Annotated in this window: 13 protein-coding genes; 4 read left to right on the top strand and 9 right to left on the bottom strand. The window is 48.2% G+C overall.

Annotated elements, in window-relative coordinates; translation table 11 throughout:
* The first annotated feature begins 17 nt into the window (after positions 1–17).
* Positions 18–1,130 carry a hypothetical protein gene (locus CYPRO_RS10835; protein WP_124245593.1) on the top strand — a complete coding sequence of 371 codons (1,113 nt, stop codon included), beginning with the start codon at positions 18–20 and terminating at the stop codon, positions 1,128–1,130.
* Between the two features lie 106 nt (positions 1,131–1,236).
* On the top strand, positions 1,237–2,283 hold the full coding sequence (locus CYPRO_RS10830) for a hypothetical protein (protein WP_114984628.1): 1,047 nt from the start codon (positions 1,237–1,239) through the stop codon (positions 2,281–2,283).
* Positions 2,284–2,636: 353 nt separating this feature from the next.
* On the opposite strand, the gene CYPRO_RS10825 is transcribed toward CYPRO_RS10830, so the two are convergent.
* Together CYPRO_RS10825 and CYPRO_RS10820 are read right to left on the bottom strand one after the other, a co-directional pair.
* Entirely contained in the window at positions 2,637–5,270 is a 2,634-nt protein-coding gene (locus tag CYPRO_RS10825) for a DEAD/DEAH box helicase (RefSeq protein WP_114984627.1), read from the bottom strand.
* A gap of 1 nt (position 5,271) precedes the next feature.
* Positions 5,272–6,945 (bottom strand): site-specific DNA-methyltransferase, encoded by a 1,674-nt coding sequence (locus CYPRO_RS10820; protein WP_114984626.1) that lies wholly within the window; start codon positions 6,943–6,945, stop codon positions 5,272–5,274.
* Between the two features lie 339 nt (positions 6,946–7,284).
* On the opposite strand from CYPRO_RS10820, the gene CYPRO_RS16860 reads away from it, so the two are divergent.
* On the top strand, positions 7,285–7,419 hold the full coding sequence (locus CYPRO_RS16860) for a hypothetical protein (protein WP_270049183.1): 135 nt from the start codon (positions 7,285–7,287) through the stop codon (positions 7,417–7,419).
* 497 nt (positions 7,420–7,916) lie between these two features.
* On the opposite strand, the gene CYPRO_RS10815 is transcribed toward CYPRO_RS16860, so the two are convergent.
* From CYPRO_RS10815 to CYPRO_RS10795, 5 genes are all read right to left on the bottom strand, one after another.
* Complete coding sequence (locus tag CYPRO_RS10815; RefSeq protein ID WP_114984625.1) at positions 7,917–9,575, bottom strand: serine hydrolase; 1,659 nt, start codon at positions 9,573–9,575, stop codon at positions 7,917–7,919.
* Positions 9,576–9,706: 131 nt separating this feature from the next.
* Entirely contained in the window at positions 9,707–11,245 is a 1,539-nt protein-coding gene (locus CYPRO_RS10810; RefSeq protein ID WP_114984624.1) for an NAD(P)/FAD-dependent oxidoreductase, read from the bottom strand.
* A 157-nt stretch (positions 11,246–11,402) separates the two neighbouring features.
* Positions 11,403–12,323: a radical SAM protein gene (locus CYPRO_RS10805; protein WP_114984623.1), complete on the bottom strand. Its 921-nt coding sequence runs from the start codon at positions 12,321–12,323 to the stop codon at positions 11,403–11,405.
* Complete coding sequence (locus tag CYPRO_RS10800; protein WP_114984622.1) at positions 12,313–13,644, bottom strand: asparagine synthase-related protein; 1,332 nt, start codon at positions 13,642–13,644, stop codon at positions 12,313–12,315. The genes CYPRO_RS10805 and CYPRO_RS10800 overlap by 11 nt, the downstream gene beginning before the upstream one ends.
* 312 nt (positions 13,645–13,956) lie before the next feature.
* Complete coding sequence (locus tag CYPRO_RS10795) at positions 13,957–15,147, bottom strand: ATP-binding protein (RefSeq protein WP_114984621.1); 1,191 nt, start codon at positions 15,145–15,147, stop codon at positions 13,957–13,959.
* Between the two features lie 334 nt (positions 15,148–15,481).
* On the opposite strand from CYPRO_RS10795, the gene CYPRO_RS10790 reads away from it, so the two are divergent.
* Positions 15,482–16,051, top strand: a complete 570-nt coding sequence (locus CYPRO_RS10790) for a hypothetical protein (protein WP_114984620.1) — start codon at positions 15,482–15,484, stop codon at positions 16,049–16,051.
* 45 nt (positions 16,052–16,096) lie between these two features.
* Here CYPRO_RS10790 and CYPRO_RS10785 read toward each other — a convergent pair whose 3' ends face one another.
* Together CYPRO_RS10785 and CYPRO_RS10780 are read right to left on the bottom strand one after the other, a co-directional pair.
* Positions 16,097–18,247 carry a 3'-5' exonuclease gene (locus tag CYPRO_RS10785; protein WP_114984619.1) on the bottom strand — a complete coding sequence of 717 codons (2,151 nt, stop codon included), beginning with the start codon at positions 18,245–18,247 and terminating at the stop codon, positions 16,097–16,099.
* Complete coding sequence (locus CYPRO_RS10780; RefSeq protein ID WP_114984618.1) at positions 18,237–18,611, bottom strand: response regulator transcription factor; 375 nt, start codon at positions 18,609–18,611, stop codon at positions 18,237–18,239. The genes CYPRO_RS10785 and CYPRO_RS10780 overlap by 11 nt, the downstream gene beginning before the upstream one ends.
* Positions 18,612–18,629: the final 18 nt, after the last annotated feature.

Genomic DNA, 18,629 nt, shown 5'->3' with positions numbered 1-18,629 from the left:
AATGCTCGATGATATTTATGGATTTAGTTACCAATTCAACAATTTTTGAAACTATAGCGTCAATTTTAGCAGTTGTTGGGTTAATCATTGCTATTTGTGTGATGCTAGTTAGTGATAAAAAAGTTATAACTCAATTACTTGGCTCCATTTTAGTAGTATCTCTAGCACTAGCTGCTAATCTGCATGTTGTATATGTTGTTTCTGTTTTTGTTGTTGCTACGTTAGTCACAGAAATACTTTTTTTAGAAAAACTTGCTGCCTTGATATGGAATAGAAAAGAATTTTGGGCATACCTGTCAGGGAATGCTAGCAATGAAGAGGTAAAGGCTAAAACTGAACAAGAAATATCTGCGGAAATCGAAAAGGAAGAGAATACTGGGGCAGATGATGTAGAATCGATAGAAGACATCGTAGATCCACCTGCTGGTATAACAGATATTGAGGATTCAACTGTAAGAGATAAAAATCAAATGGTTAGTACTGCATTAAATTTTGAAAAATCAGTATTAGAGTCTTTGGTGAAAAATAAGATTCCGTTTCCTTATAAAAATATTAGAAAAGAAGTACGTCTTGTCTCTGGTAGCAGAAGCTTAATAATTGATGCAATCATAGAGACACCAACTGTTCATTATCTATTAGAAATTAAATATATAACTCGCCCTTCCATATTAGAAAATGCAGCACATCAGATTAATTATCACAAAGAAGAATACGAAAGCTATCTATCTGAGAGAAATGTTCGAGTTGCTATTCAACCGTTAATTCTCGTTCCAGACGATATTATTGATCTAAACTTTTATAAAGGTATTCCAATTGTCAAATTTAATTCTATTGATACAAAGTTTCATAATTTAAAAGCAACATACTCTGAATATGAGCTAAATAAGATAGATAATACTGATATTGATGACATTGAATCTCTGTTGCGAAGATTTCTCAGTAAATATTCAAAGTGGGCCTTCTCACCGCTTAGGATACAAAAATGGGGGGGCAAACAACAAGGTTTCAATAAATTATCATTTATTCCCACATCGCAGATTAGACATCATCTTGAAAACATGTTGCGTCAAGGAATTATTGAAGAACGTTTTAGTCAAAAGGGAAACAAGTTATACAGAATCAAACTTTAGTTTGCTATAACAAGCATTTCCTGCTGCCGTGTAAGCCATTGTTGCTTATCTTCAGGCATGGTCACCCCGCAGCACAAACGCCAAGCCGTTAGGCGCTTTCTCAAACATGTATCAATTCTCAGAAATATATAATCACGAAATTCTCTCTCGTATCACAAAACGAGAAGCTTTTTTTTTAGACACCAATATGTGGAACAAGATATCTCGAGAAGAAAATGATCAATTCAAAAGTATAAAGTTACACTTAAAACGATTATTTGAGTGTGGTAAAATATTTTGCCCACTTTCAAAGGATACTTTCCGAGAGCTTCTTAAGCAGAATTATGACTCTGCAAAACAAGTATTTGAATTTATGGATTCAATAAGCTTTAGTTTATGTTTTCGGTCTCCGAATGAAATATTTGATAAAGAAATAGAACTACTAATTGCTGGTGTAATAGATGACCAAGAATATCAATTGAACAACTCTCATATTTACTTACCAATATCTGGATTTATCTCTTCAAAGTTTCAATTGAAATTTAATCCCAATCCAAGAAATACAGAGTTAGATAGAAAAATTAGGGAGTTTTCAAGTTGTACTTTTCCAAAAGCAATCTCTAGTTTATCGATTAATGATTTTGTCACAATGCTCAAAGATCGACTTCCGATGAATAAAATTCCATTTGAGAATCAAATGACAGAACAATTAATTAAAAGAAATGAGTATGCAAAAAGGTCAGTTCCAAGAATTAGAACAATTGAAAGGACACACATTGCAAAGCAAACAATACTTCCGCGGATATTTAAATTAAATAGAATTTTATCCCCAGCCTCATTGCTAAAGGTAACTAACTATTTTAACAGTATTCCGAAAGACCCCGATGAAAGTAGCTATAATCATATTTTCCCTCTACTTCCAGCACTAAACACATTTTGTGAAGTTATGATATATACAGGTTTGAATGAAAATAAGAAGTTCACAATTAATGATTTTCACGATACTGAAATGATGATAGTTCCTCTTACATATGGAGACGTATTTGTTACTGAAGATAGAAACATTAGACATATTTTGAACAAATACTCAGAACTTACTTTATCAAATACAACGGAATTTATCAGTTCTCCGGAGTCCTTTTTAACATATTTAGAATCAAAGAAATGCGCCTAACAAAGCATTTCGTGCGGATGGGTAAGCAATTTTTGCTTATATTCTTAGACGGTCACCCCGGCAGCACAAACGCCAATCCGTTATGTAACAGCTATAGCCCAGTTTGACGCCAAAACATACTTCTAAAACACCCACAATACCAAACAGTAACTCAACAAACAAAACTACTAAAAACCCAACCCACCCGGCAGCTCGCCCCCCCTACCCCATCCGCTTTATCATACCCTCAATAACCGTAATCTCTTCCGGATTGAGGCCGAATTTATGGTATAGTTGCCGATCTGTTTCCCGAATGGATGCACTCTGCATATTCCGGCGCATGTTAATCCCCTTTTTTTCAATTCAGCTTCACTTTACAATCTCGAAATCAGTTCTCTTGCTTTTACCCGGTTAAATGCACCTTCGGGGGAGATTTTATTATAGACCATAAAGTAGTAGTAGTTTACACCTGAGAGATTAGCCCATTTTTCTCCAAGCCTTCTTTTTGAGGCGCTGTCAGGGTTGTCTCTGTCATCTCCTTTGGTTTCAAGTATGATGATGTTTCCATTCCTGGTGTGCAATATGAAATCAGGGTAATGCCTGGATTTAAATCCGTTTATTGAAAATCCTTTTCCTCTACCAAGGTTTCTGTGCCAGAAAGTTATATTAGGTAAGCTCGAAATATCTGAGATAACTGAAGTTTCGAAGTCATTCATTATCCCTTCACGTTCATAAAGGGACTTACTAATCGATGAGCCTACCGGACCTGGTACTATAGCTTCCGGGAATTTCCAGGTCGGTTTGGCTGATACTTTGCCAATGGTTAACAGCTCATTAAACTGCTGTTCGGCGTATGCGTCTGCAAGCGATTTTACCTTCTCTTTTATTTTGGTTGCGTACCTGAAGTAGCTCGTTAATATACTTCTAAACTGCTCAGCACTAAAACTTGCAATAATTCTTTCAATATATAGTCTGATTTCATGATCGGATATGGGGTACATATTCCCAACAGCATTTACTAAACGGTAAGCTATGTCTTTTATCTGACTTTCTTTGGGCTTAGCAAGAATATATTCTACGATGTCATCCTTTACAGAATAATTTGCGATTTTCTCAAAGCGGGGTGAATAGTCTTCATCACCCTGCTTATGAATGTCAACTTTGTACAGGTCTTTGGCGTTTTCTTCGAAATCGATCTTCGTATCTTCACTTGCAAGTTTAAAACCTTTTAAGAGAAGCTCTTGATTTAAAAAGGCTTCTCCTGCACCGAAAATATCACCTTTTGGGGTTTCAATAAAAAACTGAGGCAGTTCAATTTCTTTGGCTATGGTACTGTATGCTTCAATTAATTTATAGCGCTTCACCTTATCACCCATTTCCATAAATTGGTGTTCATCAATTGGTTTGCTTTTCTGCCGCTCGATTTCCGATTCCATTTCCTTGCTTTGCTGTTCAGCAAGGCTGGTAATGTCTGCTATAGCAGGGTCTTCTGCACCGATTTCGTGTTCGGTTTCATTATACGAAATCCGTTCACTGTCAATTTCTTCCTCCTCATGTTCCTGTACTTGTTCAGGGAAAAGCTCTATGGTCATAGGATCAACAATAGCCTCCTTTTTGGACGCTTCGGACATCACATCTTTTTTTCTGTAATCCTTTTCACTGAAACCAGAGGCTTGAAGTCCTTCAACAATGTTTTGCAGCGTATCATTAAATTTGGCCGAAGCGGTCAATACGTATGAGACATTGAGCAATGAAGCTGAATGTCTCATTACATAAGGCTGCCTTAAAACACGACCAAGGATTTGCTCTACATCAACAGCGGATGATTTGTCGGCTAACGAAGCCAGCACATAGGCAAAGGGGCAATCCCAGCCTTCCTTAAGTGCGTTGATCGTTATGATATATCTTACAGGGCAAGATTCATCCGACAAACTGACGTCCTTTAGCTCATCAATATTTGCTGTTTTTATTTTAATCTGCTCTTCAGGAATCCCTACGTTTAACAGTTGCCGCTTGAGCTTTTCAAAAGTTGTGTTATCGTCTTTGGTTTTAGGCTGCGCCTGAAACAGAACAATTGGTCGAATGTATTTGCCTCCTTTTTTGCGCTCTTCAATGGCTAAAAGCTCAAGTTTACGCTGCAGGTGCAATGCGCTGTTAATCACATCTGTTTTATCCTGATGGTTGTAAACAATTACGGGCAATTTAACCATGTGCTCTTTTTTGAGCTCAATGGCAGGGACAAGACTAACAATGTTGCTGTTTATTTTGGGCGTAGCCGTAAGATCGAGTATAAAAGATGGATTCAGATTACCAAGCATATCAACACTTAGCGTACTCTCCGCATTGTGACTTTCATCTACAACTAAAACAGGGTTAAGACTTCGAATGACATTTATGAGTGCCGTTTCGTCCGTTTCGTGAAGCAGATGTTTAGCGTCTGAATACTGATTCGCGAATGCAGCTAACTGCCCATTCTCCTGATATACTTTCCGATCCTCTTTTTTTCTGGCCCGAAGGCTGGCAAAGCTCATTACGATGATTGAGAGCTGATCCTGAACAACGGTCGGATTAAAGTTGCTGCCCTGCAAGAGATCTTCTTTAGTATAAACCTCTACCCTGTGATTAAACAGCGCGTTCAGCTTTTTCCTGTAAGGATGATCGGGATTGCTCAGGCTGTGAACTGTTTGGTCAAGCAGGTTGCTCCATGGCACAAGCCAAATAACAGCTTTGGGCAGGCTGTCTCCGGTAGCATTAAATATTGAATGAAGCGCATGGCAGGCAATAAAAGTCTTGCCGCCTGCGGTGGGGACTTTAATACAAACATGAGCGGCTTTAGGAATGGTTTGCTTATAGGGTTCCATCCCGATACCAGCAATGGGGTTGTACGGACCAATCCGGTCTTCCCAATATTGATTGAAAGCCGTTTCAGGAGTTTGATACTCCCGGAGATATTCTAAAAAATCTTCAAGGTCTTCAATTACTTTATGCTGGTAATTTTTCAGTTCCATATCAGAATCGGTTTATATCACGCGGGATTTTTTTGAAAATGATATTGTTCGAACTCAAGTATTCTTTCGAGAGCAAACAGTTGTCAGCATAAATGACATATTGTTCTGCCTTGGTTTTAACGGAAGCAAGGAAATCATGGTCAAGCGTCGTGATCTCCTGAGGAAGATAATAAAAGTAGTAGGCTGTTTGCTCATGCGCCCCAAGGAAATAATCGGTTTCAGACTGTTGGTTATGAGCCTGATAAGGAGTGCGCGTTTCACTAAACCAGATATATGACCGTATTTTTTCTGCGCCTACTTTTTCATTCAGATATTCAGCATTTTCTCCAATAAAAAGAGGCTCGCCTAATTCGTAATAATCAAAGCTTCCGCCTGTGCCTTCGACTTCATTTTTACCGTCTCCATACCCTATAATAACTTTTTTTATTCTTTTGGCCGTTATTTTTTCTGCATAATCCTCCATTTCGATAAGTATAAACTTTCGGTTACCACCATCCTTTTTGTTAAGATTTAGTACTGCGTGGGCAGTTGTACCTGATCCTGCGAACGAGTCAAGTACATAGTGATCTTTAGTGTGATGAATGCTTAAGAGGTATTCTAACAGCGAGTTAGGCTTAGGGTAATCAAAATTAATACCCATTTTTTTTAAATCGGAGCTCATATTTTGTGTGCTACCCATATTTTTTAAAGAGCTTACCACATGGCTTGGCTGCTCCCTGTCTTTTAATGCTTCAATGGCACCGGAATTAGTAATCACAAAACGTGTAAGTTGTTGCTTTGTATCTAAAACTGGCTTGAACTTAGCATGAATAAAAGACTCTAAAAGTTTCTTCGAACTCCATCCGCTTGAGACTGATACTGGCTCTTCTAATTTATATCCAGAAATTTTTAACGGTTCATCAAATTTGGGCCAAGCATCATTCCGGGGTTCAAGAACACCTGATTCAAATTCAGCGGGAAACCCTATGGGTAAGTTTATAGAGCTAACAGGGTTTTTGGGTCCATTTTTGACGATCGTATTCCTAATTACTCTCCTAAAAAGTTTGCTCGATGGGTCAATATTTGGATCTACGATACGAGGGTGTTCAAATTGACTTATTTTTTTTGCAAAGCACAAAATATATTCATGGTTTATCTTGATTTTCGCTTGATTATCAAAGTTCCCATCTGTCCGCCAAGAAAAGTTTGTGATAAAATTTTGTCTTCCGAATATTTCGTCACATAGAAATTTCAAACTTTGGTATTCATTGTCATCAATTGATATAAAAATCAAACCATCTATAGAAAGTAATCTTTTTAGGATCTGAAGTCTTGGATACATCATGCAAAGCCATTTGTCATGTCTGCTTAGGTCATCACCTTCTTTACCGACAACTTCCCCAAGCCATTTTTTGAGTTTAGGGTGACTGACATTATCATTATATACCCAACCTTCATTACCTGTATTGTATGGTGGGTCAATATAGATACACTTCACTTGGCCTTCGTACTCTGGCAAAAGGGATTTTAGTGCCTCAAGATTATCCCCGTGAATAATTTTATTGCCACTATTGGTCGGCTTATTAGTTTCGCCTTTTTCTGCAGTAAAGCCGTATTTATGATTTAAAACCCGAAACGGCACATCCCGGTGATGATTAATTACTTTCTCTTTACCGATCCAGTTAAGTGTTGGCATTCCTGATAATTTGCAAGTTTGTGGGAGAGTACAGATTAAGCCAAAACTGACTTTAATTATTACTTCAGATTATCAATATAGCTTTTAGGCACCTCAAATTCAGAGGTTAGTTTCTATAAAAAATCACAAAATGAGCGTGTTTTTGTTGCCCATTGTTTGACGCCTCGCTGGGGAATACGGCCCTCCTCTACAGCCGCAGTAGCTTTCCCGTGTCGTTGCCTCCCCGATTTTCAAATAACCCTTGTGCGCCTCGTCATTAATCCGAATCACATAAATGAGCTTGGGCTTTAAAGAGGATACATATTTCAGGGAAATTGAAACAGAAGGTTTACTACACGGATGGGGGTCCTTCCGGTACAGGCCGCCGAGCCCGCATCACCGGATCCTTCGACTCCGCCTTCGCTTCGCTACGGCTGCGCTCAGGAGGACAGCGGCACTTCCAACAAGCCCGGCGCGGCAGGCCGCGCCGCTTGACCCAAGGCGGCCCTGTCATCCTGAGCGAAGCGCAGCGGAGTCGAAGGATCTCGTGGTGCAGGGCTTCGGGGCTTTGATTCATATTGGGGGCGAACAGCCTCAGGGGATCTCTCACATGATGCTTCGGTGGGCTTTTGGGGCAGTTCGGGTTGCCGGGGCTTTGATTGCGGTGTTGCTATGTCCCGGTGTTCGAGATGACTTTTTTTTAGATGATCTTCTGTCACCCGTCACCCGTCACCCGTCACCCGTCACCCGTCACCCGTCACCCGTCTTCTGACATCTGACTTCCGTCTTATGCCATTCCCCTGTCTGCGGTCCGCGGTCTGCCGTCCGCCGTCTCCATTGCCGTCTGCGGTTCAAAAAAAAGCAACTCCTTCATCTTTGATTTGGGATCACCCAATCTATCACGAAAGACCGTGATGTTCTCTGAGTTTTCCCCCCAAAAAAAAAAAGCCGGTTATGCCTGTCAGGTTTGTGGTAGGGCTTGTGGGCTTGTGTCAGGGTTCGCGTTGGAAGCGGATTTCCTGACCGTGCTGCAGGAGGGTTACGGCTGTGATGCGGCCTTCGTCGTTTCGTTCGAACTGCAGCGCGGCGGGTACGACTTCGTAGAAGAAGCGGTCGTTGCCTTCGGGGAGTACTTTGGCGGCGGGCTGTCCGGTGAGGCGTGCGGAGAGGTGGCCTTCCGCGGCTTCGATCTGAAAGCTGAGGCCGCCGCCGGCGTGGTAGGTGCCGGCGTATTCGGCGAGGACTTCGGGGCTTAGCGCTATCGCTACGGGTCCGGTGGGGCGCTCGGTGATGCGTTCAAAAGGGAATTGCATGCCGCCCTGATGCAGCACAAAGCCGGTGGCGGGCTCCTGACCGGAGGCTTCGAATTCCATGCGGGCGCCGACGGCTTGATTCCGGAAGCTGAGGCCTTCGACCTGTTCGAGCGGCAGGGCCGGCTGACCGTCCATCTGCCCCATGAGGCGGCCGTTTTGACCGAAGAGCTCAAAGACGGGCAGGTTTGGGTTTTGGTAGAGGCCGGAGAGCTGTGCGATCAGGGCTTCGGGAAGGGCGCCGTCTTCGGGGAGTTCGCGAAGCGGTGCGGCGGGGTTGGCAAGGTGCAGGGCCAGGTCTTGCACATCGGAATTTGAGTTGGTGAGGGCAACTGCCGCGCGACCGCTTGCAGGGTCGAAAGCTATGGCTGAGCGAAATCCGCCGGTTCCGCCGCCGTGATAGATGAGGCGACCGGCGTTTTCATTAAGATCGCGAATGAACCAGCTGAAGCCCATGTGCAGCTCGTCGGACAGGCTGTAGCGGGGCTGATGTCCGGCCTGCAGGGCGGCACTTCGGGCGAAGCTGTCTGTGCCGAGATGGGCTTCGAGATAGCGGATGAGATCGGCGCTTGTGCTGCGGAGCTCGCCGAGTCCGCGGAGTTCGTCGAAGTGCCAGGCTGGCGCATAGGCCCCGAACATGCTGCCGCCTGCCACATCGGGCTGAAGGGCTTCGGGTACTTCCCGCAGCGTGCGGGTCATGCCCAGCGGTTCTGTGAGGTGCTCACGGATGAGCTGATCGAAATCGCGGTTTTCGAGGTAAGCGGCAAGAAAGCCAAGGACCATGAATGTGAAGTTGGAGTACTCCCAGTCTTCTCCGGGGGCGCGCTGCGGCTGAACGGCCGCGGCGTAGGCTTTGAGCTGTTCGGTGCTGTAATCTTTGTAGGGATCGCGGTCGTCGGCGGGCGTCATGTTGCCGGGCAGACGCGGCAGACCGCTGGTGTGGGTCATCAGGTGATTCAGGGTGATGGGCGCGCTTTCCTGATCGGGCAGCTGAAGTCCGCTTCCTTCGAGCAAGCTGTTGACGGAGGTTTCCCCGTCGAAGCCGTGCGCTTCCATGAGGAGCAAAAACAGCGAGCCGGTAAAGGTTTTGGTGACGGAGCCGATTTCGAACAGGCTGTGCTCGGTAACGGGGCGCTCATCATCAAGGCCCATTTGCCCGAAATTCTGGAACCAAACCGAACCGTCGGCTTCGTGGACGGCGAGGGCGAGACCGGGAATTTGTTCGTACGACATCATGCGGGTGATGTGGGTTTCAAGGGCTTCGCTGAGGTGCTGTGCGCCCGCGGCGGGAATGAGCGCAGCCATCCATAAAGCGGTGAGGAAGAGAGCCGTTTTTTTCATCTGCCTGTTTCTGTGAGGATGAGGGGGTATGCCGGATTTTGTGGAGTTAAAGTACTAAAATTGCAAGTCCGATTTCCGAAAGATTGAATCAGTAATTTTAGGCAATGCTGCGCTTTGGCTGCACCCGTAACTTATAAATCGACCGCCGTATGGGCGTACATTTTTTGATTGGGCGTGAGGAGTCCGGCGATGTTCCAGGGTTGAATCCGGCGGCGCATGGCTTCAATAAAGGCGTGACAAGCGGCGTCGGGAAAGCCTTCTTTTTCCAGCTGCAGCAAATGTTCCCAGGCTTCATAAATCATACTGCTGACCGGCTGTTCCATCGCGTTGAGGAAGGAGGCCGGCCGCTCGCCTTTCAGCCGTGCTTGTTCGTAGCTGATGGAACAGGTGAAGTAACAGCTGAGCCAGGCTTCAAACAGATCCGGATTCCGCCGGGTTTTGTAGCAACCGGCAACCAGCACATCAATCAGCTGCAGCTCACGCATAATGCTGATACTGTAGGCGTCGAGGGCGTAGCTGTTAACGGTTTCTCCCGGCTTTGCTTCCCGGAACAGAAGGGCAAGCTTTTCAATGGCACACAGCGTGATGGCAATGCCGGTACTGTGCATGGGGTCAACAAAGCCTGCCGAGTGCGGCAACAGGGCAAATCCGGACCCTGCGGCGTTTTGGGACATGCGCTGCAGGGGTTTGGTTTTGAGCCATTTTCCGGGCAGCTGTGCAATTTCCGCCCCATCAAACAGGGCGTTCAGGGAGGGGTATTGCTGGAACAGGTGCTGTACCAGCTTGTGGTTTGATTTCCGGACGAGCTGTTTCTGATCTTCCCAGCTGAGCATAAATCCGGCGCTGAGGAGGCCGTCGGAAAAGCGCAACATCCACAGCCAGCCTTCATCAATCAGGTGATGAAGCGCGGCATGGTCAGGGTGAAAGGGGTAGGTGTCCGTTCCGGATATGCCCTGTTCCTGCAGGTAGCTGTGCCACTCGGGGACATTGGTGACGTGCGAAAATACCGCCGCTGAGCTTGTATGGAAGGCATAGTCAGCGGGCTTCACGCCCAGCAAGCGTGAAAGCTGATCGGCGCCGGTGGCGTCAATGATAAAATCTGCCGACAGCTCGTGCGTGCGTTTTCCGCTCCGGAGGCTGAGATACCACGGGTGACCGGGGCCGTTGTCGAGCACCCGCGTAATTTCGGTCTGATCGTAATAGGCGACACCTTCTTCTACGGCCTTTTGTACCAGAAAGGCGTCGAAATCGGGGCGGTACCACTGTGTGTCTGAAGATTCATCGCTGTTGCTTGCGGCAACGAGCAAGCTTCGCGCATGGCGCGTGTCGTCCGAAAAGGGTTTATCCGGTTCATGAAAATAGTAGCTGAATCCGCGTTTCAACCCAACCCTGAGTTCCGGATAGCTTTCTTTCCAGCTTCCGTAGCGGCTCAGGGGCGTAAGCCATTCAAGTCCATAGGTCTGCGCCAGATCGCGCAGAATCATATCGGCTATGGGCGTTGAACTCTCGCCAATGGTAAAACGGGGATGTGTGCTTCGCTCAAGCAACAGTACATCGTGACCCTGTTGTTTAAGAATAATGGAAAGAAGCGATCCGCCAAACCCGGCGCCCGCCACCACAATGCCGGCATGTGCCGGAATGTTTTCGAATAGCTGTTTTTTTCTTCTCATCCGTCTCGTTGTGCAAACTGTATGAAATCAGTAGGCTAATGCCATCTTGTTATTGTTTATTTTGATGACGGAATATGGTGAAAGCCGGTATGCGGATTTGTTAAATTTATTCCTGAAATGATAGCTGTTATTTATTCGGGCACTTTCTTTTCATTATTCAACCCTTCTGCGCACCGACATGCTGCGTGAGGTTTAGCTCTTCCATTCGGGCCTGCCAGTCTTTAAAGCCTTCCTCCTTCTCTTTCCAGAAGAGTTCCACATCCCACAAATCCGCGAATACCCGACCGCGCTTCCAGCTGAGAGCTTCGGTCATGACGTCTTCCAGCATGCGCAAATCCGGCGGCACGTAATCGCCGGCGTCCTGCAGCCGCTCCATGTAGCCGTTGCCTGTGCGCACGGGGATGATACTGACGGTCTCAAATCCGCTGTCGAATGCAAAGTGGATGGTATCGAGACAGGATCGCCGGATTTCATCCGGATTGGTGAGGTAGGGCGGATTCAGGAGGATGAAGCCGCGTAACGCAATGCCGGCTTCCCGGAAACGAGCTGCCGTCTGCGCGAGGTCTTGCATCGTGATTTGCTTATTCAGCCGCGGCAGTACTTCGGGATGTATGCTCTCAATCCCAATCGCGATCTCAAGCTCACCGCTGATCATATCCCGGAATTCCTCAACCTGCGGCCCGCCAATTTTGGGATGGTTCTCGGTGATGACCCGCTCGTAGCCTTCGCAAAGCTGCGCGATTTCGGGGTAGTCTTTTCGGGGGATGGCTTTGAGGTCGAAAAAATTGCCGTTGTTGTACAGCTTCAGGACATCCGCCTGCGGCAGGCGTTCAAGCGCGTACCGGATTTGTGCGGGGATGGCGCCAACGGGCGTCGGACTGTCGAGGGTGTGCTTCCAAAGGTCGCAAAAAACGCACTTGAACGGGCACTCCCGGTTGGTCAGGAAAATGGTGTTGACCCGACGCAGCTTCCCGTCGGGACCGGGCTCTTGCTCGTGCAGAAAATGATACGGCCGGAAAGGGTCGAGTCCGCTGACCTTTTCCGGCCGTGCCGCTACAATTTCGCGGTTATTTGGCATAAAGCGACTGAAAGTAGAGGCGGTAGGTCATCTCGTTGTCCGCGAAAACATCCGCGAACTTATCGCTGCCCACTGTGCCTTCCTGCATGCGCCGCTTGGGATTGACCGGCATGTCGATTCCTGTAATTTCCTTCACGCCACGGCGCACGATTTCGCCCTTGAGCTGATACAAGCGGTCGTGCTCCCAGTTGGTAAGCGCGATGAAGGGGATCCCTTCCGAGACCTGAATCACATCGGGCAGCGCATACGGGCTGAAACCGGTGAATCCGAAATGCCGTGCCGGCGCCCAGGTGCGGACCGCGCCGCGGCTTTGTCCGCCGGAGTAGGTGAGCGAGTGCTTGATTTTATCCACGCCCCAGCCTTCATGGTACAACACGGTATTGCCGAGCACGCTGCGAATGGTGAGCTCCGGATTTTCTTCAATCGGGTAGGCTTTGAGATTTTCATCGCCCCCGTCGCCGTCGGCAAGGTATTTCCAGTCGGGGTAGCGCGCACGCAGGAGTTTGCAGAGCGCGAGCGTTGTCGTCGCCGCTTCAACATCGCGCAGCTTGTAGTCTTCAATCACGCGGATGGCCGCCTTATAGTCGAGGTCGGCAAGGGTGCCTTCCAGCACTTCGTGGAAGAGTTCGAGATCGAGCGCCTTCAGGAAAGAGCGGGCCTGCCGCGCGTCCGGACCGTTTTCCACAGAAAGCGTGAAGGCCTTGAGCCGGGCCGGTGACATGCCGAGCTTCAGCATGGTGTGATACAGCACCAGAAAGACGGAGCCGCTGTCAATGCCGCCGGAAAACAGCACGCCGATTGGCTCTTTTTCATCAATGGATTGCAGCCATTTCTGACACTCGTTGGCCATCGCCCCGACATAGGCCCGCCCGATTTCGTCGAGGTCCGCGGGCAGGGTTTCGCGTTCAGGTACAAAATAACGGGTGTAATCCGGATTCGGGTCGGGACAGCCCACAACCTGAAGCTTCACCACATAGTGCGCCGGCACCATGCGCGTGTAGGCCGGATTAAACTGATGATGTAGCCCGAGGCTTTTCAGGTATTCGTAGATTTCGTCAATGCGCTCGGCCACAATGAGGAGCGGCCCGTCGACCTGTTTGGCCATGAAATACCGCATGGGCCGGCTGATGGACCGCGCCATCGTGACTTCCATGCCATTTTTGGTGACAATCGCAAATGAGCCTTCAATCGAGCGCACCTTCGCGGGATTGCCGCTGCGGACAATCTCTTCCGCTTCTTCCGCGCTCATGTTCAGGATGATGTTGGCTGCCGGGTCGAGCAGGCTTACAAAGTCGTTTAGCTTTACGTAGGTTATGGGCATATTTACTTGATGATAGGTATTCAAATGACGGGTTTGTTTGCAGGAATATAGGACAAACGGGAAAAAGGTGCGGCAGAATTTATCTACCCCGCATTATTCACTATTAAAAGAATTTATTTTATAAGTATCAGTTTAAAATTGGCTTAGCTAAATACACCGGTAGCCCAAATTTGAGTGTGGTGTAAAGACTGCGAAATTTCCCCGCTGGCGGCGTTGAAGATGAAAACTCATGCTCAGGGTACTTAGGTACCCTTCCGCTGAGTTTTCATCTTCGCCTTGCCAGCAAGAAAATTTCTTGGTGAATAATGCGGGCTACTTCAAAAACCCCAGAAGCCAGAGGGGGATGATGTTTTTGAAACCGGTCTCGATGGTATCGGCAGCGACCCAGCCGGCTTGTCCCTGAAGTTGTTTTCCTGTTTTATTTTTGCCGCCTATCTCAAAATAATAATGCTGATCAATTCGAAAATCACCAATATCACTGTATTCCACCGTGTGATTCATTTTTAGCTGATTTACGAAGAATGTTTCGCGCTCAGCGCCCGCGTTTACTTTGTGAGGCGCTATCGCATGCATGAGATTGGTATTCTCCATCAGGATTTTAACGGGCTTCTGCATTTTCGTAAGGCCGGCGGAATCTTTGTACAAATTTTGAATGATCGAAGCTTCTTCCAGATAGTGAAAGTATGAAATGAGGGTGTTTCGGTTAATGCCAATACGGCCGCTCAGTTGCGTAACATTGGGGGTGAAAGGCACGGATTCTGCAATGATCTGCATGAGTTTTTTTATTCGGGGCACATAAGTTATGTCAATGTTACGAAGTGCAGGGAGTTCCGCTTCCAAAATATAGTTTACGACTTCTTCAAGCCGCCACAGGTAGGTGTCCGGTGATTCTAAAAAGAAGGGATAAAACCTTTGCTTCAGATACGCCCGGAACAGCGGCAGCGGACGAACTTCAGCGGTGATTTCTGACGAAAGCGCAACATGGTTTTCAAGGATGTCAGAGAGATCGTGTGCTGGTAACGTAATGCCTGATTTAAGCGCAAGATATTCCCGGAAGCTAAGACCGGGTAAGGTGTAAACCAGAGCTCTGCGGGAGAGATCGGCCCGGGCATTTACAATTTCCAACAGGGAAGATCCGGAAAAAACTATTTTTAAATCCGGATAATCATCCCAGGCATTTTTCAGGGCTGTAGACCAGCCGGGGTATTTGTGAACTTCATCGAGGAAAAGGTAGCGTCCCCCGGCCTTCACAAAATCATCAATGAATCCGCTGAGTTCATGCCGTGCAAACCAGGCCGAATCCAGACTTACATACAGGCATTGATCATTTAGCGGAAGATTCTCGCGCATATACTGCAACATCAGCGTCGTTTTTCCGACACCGCGCGGCCCTTTGATTCCTATAAGCCGTGCTGACCAGTCGATTTCATCAATCAGGCTGCGCTTGAATTGAAGACTGGTCCGCCGGATTTTTTGGATGGATTTTTCAAACAGCTGTTGCATTACGGAAAGAGATTAACCTAAAACCTGTGTTTTTGCTTATTCTATTAAGCAAAAATACGCACAAATTGCTTATTCTACTAAGCAAAAAAAACAATAACAGAGTCATCAGTAGCTAAATCTTATACTCAACCACTTTGCTAAAGCGCTTCAAAAAACCAAAGTTAATCACTATAAAGGGAACCAAAGCAATCGCAACAGGTACATAGACGGTCAATCCGGGTGACAGCCATTTCCGGCGGTACATCTTTTTTGAATTGGGGTATCCGTTGTACCCTGTGCGCGTCAGATAATGGCCAACACAAACTATTAATTTTATTTCACCGAGGTACGCTGCATGTCTTTTTTGCGCAACATTTTTTCTGTCGGACTCTTGGTCGTGTTTTTAGGTTCATTTGATCCGGTTTCTGCGCAGCGGTTGGGAGCCGATGACATTCAGGAAGCCGTTTTCCTGGAGATTCTCGGTTACAGCTCCGGTTTTTCTGTTAATTATGAGCGAAGTAACAGAGAGGGACATGCCGTTCGGTTTGGCGTTGGCTTTCCCCTTTTAGAGTCGGCTATGATTGACGATAATTTTCGCGACTGTGAAAGCATTGAGATTTTCTTTCTAAACAATGACGGAAACCGGACAGAAGGAATCTGCACGCCGGTACTCCACATGGGATATGCCTTCAGTCAGCCTTTCTTAATTCAGAACAACCGAAGGTGGGCGTATGAATTTGGGGCAGGTCCTTCTTTTTATCTTGTTGACGCTGATTTACGCGGCTTCTTAAGCTTCAATTTTGGGATCCGGATTGACGGAAAAAACTTTGGTGTACTTCGCGCAGGCTTCACACCTTCCATCGGGCAGGGTTTGATCATTTCACAGTTTGGCGTGAGCGTTGGTTTTCGAATCCGATCCAATTAACCCTATGCAACCTTCTTCTGAACCGCCGCGCTGCCCGCACATCAATCAGTATTTCAGCATGGTAAAGTGTGAATCTTTGCTGAGGTCCCGGGCTTGTGCGAGCGTCGTAATGCCGCGGTCGGCGAGCAGGGGAATGAGGTAGGCAAAAACTTCCGCCGTCGCGATGGCGTCGCCAAGGGCGGAGTGCCGGCCCTTGACAGTGATTCCGAATTTGGCACAAAGGGTTTCGAGGCCGTGCGCTTCGGCATCGGGGAAGAGCACGGAGGAAAGCAGCAGGGTGTCGAGGGCGGGCTGATTGAACACGAGTCCGCTGCGCTTTTCGAGCAGCTTGAGGAAGCGGAGGTCGAAGGCGATGTTGTGCCCCACAAGCACGCTGTTTTCGCACCACGCATGGAAGGCCGGCAGAATCTCCGTGACGGGCGGCTTGCCGGCAAGCATTTCATTGGTAATGCCGTGAATCGCGGTCGATTCAGGACTCACCGGGCGCGCAGGCTTGCACAGGGCGTCAAAGGTGTCGTGCGTGAGAAGCTTATTGTTGAGAATCCGGATACCGCCAAAGGAAATGATTTCATCCCCGACGGATGGATTCAGCCCCGTCGTTTCAAGATCGAATACGGTGAAGCTGAGTTCCGAGAGTTTGGCATCGGCCAGCTCGGGAGATGTTTTGGACTGCAAAAAAAGTTCGAAATCATAATACACCGGACGCGAACCCGCGGCCATTTTCGCATCAGCTGCAGCGGCTTCTGACGGCGCGCTGGTTTCGGGAGCCGCGCTGTGCTCGAAAGGAAGCACGAGGCAGAGCTCGGTCTGCGGGGCGTCGCTCAGTTCGCGGTTGGTTTTGATCCAGATCTCGGCATCGTGCCGGTCGAGAATCTCACCCGAACTCACCGGGTGCGCACTGCCCGCAAGGCTGGGCTTTGCTTCGAGCCAGGATTCGAGAAGTTGCTCGTTGCGCTCCTTCAGCACGCCCGGCGTGAGCAGCCGCAGTTCGGTCAGCTTGTCGCGGTCGGTAATCTGAAGCTGCACTTCTTTGGCAGACAGCGCTTCGCTAACCCGAGTTTGCAGGTCGAGCAGGGTGAGCAGCAGCGCGTAGGTATCCACGCGAATCATACCTGTCTGCATCTGATCCGGCAGGCGGACATCCAGTCCGGTCAGCTTGGCGGCCCGCTGTGCAAAGTTTTCCAGAAACGCGCGCAGCAGCACCGGCTCTTTGGGCCAGTACGAGCGGTAGGTTTCTTCATACTCGCCCAACACTTCGCCGACCCGCGACCCCAGGCGTCCGGCTTCATCTTCAATGACGCTAACAAAATTCTGCCGCATTGCCGCAGGCATATCGGGATATTCGGATAAATTTTCCCCGGCGGCCCGAATGCTCGCAACGGAAGCCCGCACCTGTTCCGAAAGCTGTTTGAGCAAGGTGTCACGCCCCGCAGCCTGCCGCATTTCCGGCGCGATATTGCGCATAATCAGCAGCCAGGCTTCCCCGCCGTCCGCATCGGTCGTGCTCACCGGAATCAGGCTGAGCCGCACGAGATCGCCCGAGGGCGCATAGCTCACCGCCGCTGACAGCGCTTTGCTGCCCGACGCCAGCAGTCCGCGCGACTCTTCAAAAAGATAGTCAACCAAACCCGCATCGAACAGCCCGCGGATATCCTTACCAAGCCCCAGCCGCGCCCGCACCTGCGCATCGGCGGCCATTTCTTCAATCACAGGGTTATACAGGATGATACGGCCTTCCCCCGAACACAAAATCACGCCCGAATGCAGCTCGGAAATCAGGGTCGCAAGCGTACGCTTTTCCCGCTCCAACTTCTCGTTGGCATCGGCAATGCGGGCATCGGTTGTTTGCTTCAGCTCGCGGTAAGCCCGGTTCAGACGGTTGATAGACGTAATCAGATTTCGGGTGAACGTGCTTCCGCGCAGCTCCAGCTCCCTGCCCGCTTCAAAGGCCTGAAGCGCATCGTTGAGCCGGTTCAGCGGCTCGAGCATGTTCGTAAAGAACAGCTTAAGTCCCGCGAAATGCGCCCCCGAAAGCAGCGCAACCAGCAGCAGCATCGTCCAGATCAGACTACCGCCTTCCGCACGCACCAGCTCAAACTTCCACAGTAAAACCGCAAAAAGGCTCACACTCACCAGAATGACCGCGAAGCCGGAGAAAAAATAAATCGAAAAAAGGCGCTGTTCATTACGGTTCATGGCGCGCAAACTCCTTCACTTTATTCACGAGCTCACGGGTCGAAAACGGCTTGGTGACATACGCATCCGCGCCCAAATCCATCCCCTTCGAAACATCCTGTTCACGCCCGCGCGCGGTCAGCATGATCACCTTAATGTTCTTCAGCCGCTCGTTCCTCCGGATGTACTGCAAAATATCGAAGCCCGAACGGTTCGGCAGCATCACATCGAGCAGCACCACATCAGGCACCTTATCTTCCAAAAAATCAATAGCCTGTTCTCCGGAGCGCGCAATAAAAGGCGTGAGTCCGTTCTGCGCCATCAGAAATTCCAGGGAAATCACAATGTTCGGTTCATCGTCAACAATCAGGACGTTCACAGGCATATTGAAGGAAAACTAAGG

The organism is Cyclonatronum proteinivorum (genome assembly GCF_003353065.1).
Classification (GTDB): Bacteria; Bacteroidota; Rhodothermia; order Balneolales; family Cyclonatronaceae; genus Cyclonatronum; species Cyclonatronum proteinivorum.
The sequence above is the reverse complement of the archived record's forward strand: the minus strand, read 5'-3'. Positions and strand labels throughout refer to the sequence as shown.

Excerpts from the sequence above, each read along its gene's own strand:
- CYPRO_RS10800 (WP_114984622.1), bottom strand. The coding sequence starts at position 13,644 with ATGCCCATAACCTACGTAAAGCTAAACGACTTTGTAAGCCTGCTCGAC.
- CYPRO_RS16860 (WP_270049183.1), top strand. The coding sequence starts at position 7,285 with ATGGGGGTCCTTCCGGTACAGGCCGCCGAGCCCGCATCACCGGATCCT.
- CYPRO_RS10830 (WP_114984628.1), top strand. The coding sequence starts at position 1,237 with ATGTATCAATTCTCAGAAATATATAATCACGAAATTCTCTCTCGTATC.
- CYPRO_RS10790 (WP_114984620.1), top strand. The coding sequence starts at position 15,482 with ATGTCTTTTTTGCGCAACATTTTTTCTGTCGGACTCTTGGTCGTGTTT.
- CYPRO_RS10780 (WP_114984618.1), bottom strand. The coding sequence starts at position 18,611 with ATGCCTGTGAACGTCCTGATTGTTGACGATGAACCGAACATTGTGATT.
- CYPRO_RS10785 (WP_114984619.1), bottom strand. The coding sequence starts at position 18,247 with ATGAACCGTAATGAACAGCGCCTTTTTTCGATTTATTTTTTCTCCGGC.
- CYPRO_RS10835 (WP_124245593.1), top strand. The coding sequence starts at position 18 with ATGGATTTAGTTACCAATTCAACAATTTTTGAAACTATAGCGTCAATT.
- CYPRO_RS10820 (WP_114984626.1), bottom strand. The coding sequence starts at position 6,945 with ATGCCAACACTTAACTGGATCGGTAAAGAGAAAGTAATTAATCATCAC.
- CYPRO_RS10795 (WP_114984621.1), bottom strand. The coding sequence starts at position 15,147 with ATGCAACAGCTGTTTGAAAAATCCATCCAAAAAATCCGGCGGACCAGT.
- CYPRO_RS10805 (WP_114984623.1), bottom strand. The coding sequence starts at position 12,323 with ATGCCAAATAACCGCGAAATTGTAGCGGCACGGCCGGAAAAGGTCAGC.
- CYPRO_RS10815 (WP_114984625.1), bottom strand. The coding sequence starts at position 9,575 with ATGAAAAAAACGGCTCTCTTCCTCACCGCTTTATGGATGGCTGCGCTC.
- CYPRO_RS10810 (WP_114984624.1), bottom strand. The coding sequence starts at position 11,245 with ATGAGAAGAAAAAAACAGCTATTCGAAAACATTCCGGCACATGCCGGC.
- CYPRO_RS10825 (WP_114984627.1), bottom strand. The coding sequence starts at position 5,270 with ATGGAACTGAAAAATTACCAGCATAAAGTAATTGAAGACCTTGAAGAT.